Source organism: Streptomyces lushanensis (genome assembly GCF_001700515.1).
Lineage (GTDB): Bacteria > Actinomycetota > Actinomycetes > Streptomycetales > Streptomycetaceae > Streptomyces > Streptomyces lushanensis.
The window spans coordinates 1-4021 of record NZ_MAUD01000222.1 but is presented as its reverse complement, the minus strand read 5'-3'; the positions used below and the strand labels follow the sequence as shown (position 1 = coordinate 4021).

Below are 4021 nucleotides of genomic sequence, written 5' to 3'. Positions count from 1 at the left end.
CCGCCCGGTTCACCCCGGCGGCCACCGGCCGGCTCCGGGCGGCATACCCTGGCGGGCATGGCCACGTTGATCCTCGTACGTCATGGACGGTCCACCGCCAACACCGCGGGAGTGCTCGCCGGCTGGACGCCGGGGGTCGCCCTCGACGAGCGCGGCGCCGCGCAGGCCGCGGCCCTGCCGGACCGGCTGGCCGGTGTGCCGCTCGCCGCCGTCGTCACCAGCCCCCTCCAGCGCTGCCGCGAGACCCTTCAGCCGCTGCTCGACGCCCGCCCGGGACTGGAGGCGCGGACCGACGACCGGATCGGCGAGTGCCACTACGGCGACTGGTCGGGCCGAAAGCTCGCCGAGCTGGCCGACGAGCCGCTGATGACGGTCGTGCAGCAGCACCCGTCCGCCGCCGCGTTCCCCGGCGGCGAGTCGATGCGCGCCATGCAGGCACGTGCCGTGGAGGCCGTACGGGAGTGGAACACCCGCGTCGAGGAGGAGCACGGCGAGGACGCCGTCTTCCTGATGTGCTCCCACGGCGACATCATCAAGGCGCTCGTGGCGGACGCCCTGGGCATGCATCTGGACCTCTTCCAGCGGATCCATGTGGACCCGTGCTCGGTGACGGCGATCCGCTACACCCGTCTGCGCCCGTTCCTGATCCGGCTCGGCGACACCGGCGACCTCGGCGCACTGGCGCCGCGCGAGAGTCCCGGCGAGAGCGCCGCGGACGGCACCGACGCCGGCGGCGGGATCGTAGGAGGCGGCGCGGGAGCACCGTGATCGCTCCGCGCAGTAGGGTGGACGCGCCGTCCGCGCGATCCAGGGGGCCGTCCGCGGTCTCCGGTCCCGCCCTCTGCTGTCCGCTCCGCCGTCTGTCCACATCCGTCACGCCATATCCGTCACCGTCCGCCGGTGACGGTCGAATTCCAAGGGAGACAGGACGTGTCCCGTCAGGTGTTCCTCTACGATCCGCCGGACCGCTTCGTGGCCGGCACGGTCGGGCTGCCTGGACGCCGTACGTTCTTCCTCCAGGCTTCCGCCGCCGGGCGCGTCACCAGCGTCGCCCTGGAGAAGACCCAGGTGGCCGCGCTCGCCGAACGGATCGACGAGCTGCTCGACGAGGTCGTACGCCGTACCGGGGGCAATGCCCCGGTGCCGGCCATGGCACCTCCCGAGATCTCCGACTCGGCCCCGCTCGACGCCCCCGTGGAGGAGGAGTTCCGGGTCGGCACCATGGCGCTGGCCTGGGACGGTGACGAGCAGCGCATGATCGTCGAGGCGCAGGCGCTCGTCGAGCTGGACGCCGACACCGAGGAGGACCTCGCGGAGGCCGAGGAGCGGCTGCTCCAGGACGAGGAGAACGGTCCGCCGATGCTCCGCGTCCGGCTCTCCGGTGCCCAGGCCAGGGCCTTCGCCAAGCGTGCCCTGGACGTCGTCAACGCGGGCCGGCCGCCGTGTCCGCTGTGCAGCCTGCCGCTCGATCCGGAAGGACATGTATGCCCGCGCCAGAACGGATACCGCCGCGGAGCGTGACCGTGGTCGATCTGCTCACCAAGGGCGAACTGACCGTGCGCGGACGCATCCGTGAGGCGTCCAACGCGGTTCTGTACTGCTCCGTCTCGTACGAGGGCGTGGAAGGCCACTGCGTCTACAAGCCCGTCGCCGGCGAGCGGCCCCTGTGGGACTTCCCCGACGGGACGCTCGCCCAGCGCGAGGTGGCGGCGTACGAGGTCTCCGAGGCGACCGGCTGGGCGCTGGTGCCGCCGACCGTGCTCCGGGACGGGCCGTACGGACAGGGCATGTGCCAGCTCTGGATCGAGGCGGAGGCCGAGGGGGCGGGCCAGCAGCTGCTGGCGCTGGTGGAGGACGAGGAGCCGGGCGACGGCTGGAAGGCCGTCGGCCTCGCCGAGGTGGGCGAGGGGCGTACGGCGCTGCTCGTGCACGCCGACGACGAGCGGCTGCGCCGGCTCGCCGTGCTGGACGCGGTCATCAACAACGGCGACCGCAAGGGCGGTCATCTGCTGCCCGCGCCTGAGGGGCGGCTGTACGGGATCGACCACGGCGTCACCTTCAACGTCGACGACAAGCTGCGCACCCTGCTCTGGGGCTGGGCCGGTGAGCCGCTGACCCCGGACGTGCTCGACGTGCTCGCGCGTCTGGAGGAGGCCCTGGCGGAGTCCGCGCCTCTCGCCACCCGGCTGGCCGAACTCATCACGGCGGCCGAGACCGACGCCGTACGGGCCCGGGTCCGTGAGCTGCGCCGTACGGGCCGTCATCCGAAGCCCTCGGGCCAGTGGCCCGCGATTCCCTGGCCTCCGGTGTAGCACGGCCCCCGTGAGCCACCGGCCGGCCCGCGAGGAGCCACCGGCCGGTCGCGACGGCCCCCGGCGGGTGTACCGGCCTCCGATCCGTATCAGCCATACGCACAAGCACTTTCCGGCCGTATGCGCAAGAGTGCCCGCCCGGCCAGGAGCACCCATCCGGTTCGTATGCGGAACATCCATCCGGTTACGCTCATGGCATGTATGCCTGGCCCGCTTCCGAAGTCCCCGCCCTGCCCGGCAGTGGCCGCGACCTCAGGATCCACGACACCTCGACCGACGGCCGAGTCACCCTTGAGCCCGGTCCTGTCGCCCGTATCTACGTCTGCGGTATCACCCCGTACGACGCGACCCACATGGGTCACGCGGCGACCTACAACGCGTTCGACCTCGTGCAGCGCGTGTGGCTCGACACGAAGCGGCAGGTTCAGTACGTCCAGAACGTGACGGATGTCGACGATCCGCTGCTGGAGCGGGCGCGCCGCGACGGGGAGGACTGGGTCGGCCTGGCGGAGCGCGAGACGGCCCTCTTCCGGGAGGACATGACCGCGCTGCGGATGCTGCCGCCCCAGCACTACATCGGCGCCGTCGAGGCCATACCGGGCATCGTGCCGCTGGTGGAGCGGCTGCGCGACGCCGGGGCCGCCTACGAACTCGACGGCGACGTCTACTTCTCCGTGGCGGCCGACCCGCACTTCGGCGAGGTCTCCCGGCTCGACACCGAGGCGATGCGGCTGCTCTCGGCCGAGCGGGGCGGCGACCCCGACCGGCCGGGCAAGAAGAACCCGCTGGACCCGATCCTCTGGCTGGCCGCCCGTCCCGGCGAGCCGAGCTGGGACGGCGGCACGCTGGGCCCCGGCAGGCCCGGCTGGCACATCGAGTGTGTGGCCATCGCGCTCGACCATCTCGGCATGGGCTTCGACGTGCAGGGCGGCGGCAGCGATCTCGCCTTCCCGCACCATGAGATGGGTGCCTCGCACGCCCAGGCGCTGACCGGTGAGCACCCCTTCGCGCGTGCCTACGTACACGCCGGGATGGTCGGCCTGGGCGGCGAGAAGATGTCCAAGTCCAAGGGCAACCTCGTCTTCGTGTCCACGCTCCGCCGTGAGGGTGTGGATCCGGCGGCGATCCGGCTCGCGCTGCTCGCGCACCACTACCGCTCCGACTGGGAGTGGACGGACGCGGTGCTCCAGGAGGCCGTGGAGCGTCTGGCGCGATGGCGGGCGGCGGTGTCGCGACCCGACGGACCGCCGTCCGACGCGGTCGTCGAGGAGATCCGCGAGGCGCTGGCGGACGATCTGGACGCTCCTGCGGCGCTCGTGGCCGTCGACCGCTGGGCGGCGCTCCAGCAGTCCGCCGGCGGTACGGACGAGGGGGCGCCCGGTGTGGTGTCCCGCGCGGTCGACGCGCTGCTGGGCGTCGCGCTGTAGACGTACGGGCCGAAAGCCGGGGGAGAGCGGGGCGACGGCGTCGCCCCGCTCCTGTTCCTGTCGTCCTCGGGCCTGTTCCCGTTGTTTCCCGTTGTCCTGGGGCCCTGCCGTCCTCGGGCCGGGGCGGGACTCAGTCCTCGGGGTCGGAGGAACCGTCCTCGTCGTCCGGTCCCCGCTCAGGACGCGCGGGCCCCTGTTCGGACTCCTTGCCCGGCTCACCACCGCCGCGCGCGGGCCGCTGCGGCCGGCCGCCGCGCCCGCCCGATGCGTCGCGCAGATATG

Annotated in this window: 4 protein-coding genes; all 4 read left to right on the top strand. The window is 72.8% G+C overall.

Annotated features, from left to right (window positions below; all coding sequences use genetic code 11):
- The first annotated feature begins 57 nt into the window (after positions 1 to 57).
- The 4 genes from BFF77_RS19145 to mshC all read left to right on the top strand — a co-directional run bounded on the left by BFF77_RS19145 (position 58) and on the right by mshC (position 3739).
- On the top strand, positions 58 to 768 hold the full coding sequence (locus tag BFF77_RS19145) for a histidine phosphatase family protein (RefSeq protein ID WP_066951254.1): 711 nt from the start codon (positions 58 to 60) through the stop codon (positions 766 to 768).
- Positions 769 to 930: 162 nt separating this feature from the next.
- Positions 931 to 1521: a DUF3090 domain-containing protein gene (locus BFF77_RS19140; protein WP_066951252.1), complete on the top strand. Its 591-nt coding sequence runs from the start codon at positions 931 to 933 to the stop codon at positions 1519 to 1521.
- Complete coding sequence (locus tag BFF77_RS19135; RefSeq protein ID WP_066951248.1) at positions 1485 to 2312, top strand: SCO1664 family protein; 828 nt, start codon at positions 1485 to 1487, stop codon at positions 2310 to 2312. Before BFF77_RS19140 ends, BFF77_RS19135 begins: the two co-directional genes overlap by 37 nt.
- 197 nt (positions 2313 to 2509) lie before the next feature.
- Positions 2510 to 3739, top strand: a complete 1230-nt coding sequence (gene mshC / locus BFF77_RS19130; RefSeq protein ID WP_066951246.1) for a cysteine--1-D-myo-inosityl 2-amino-2-deoxy-alpha-D-glucopyranoside ligase — start codon at positions 2510 to 2512, stop codon at positions 3737 to 3739.
- Positions 3740 to 4021 lie beyond the last annotated feature (282 nt).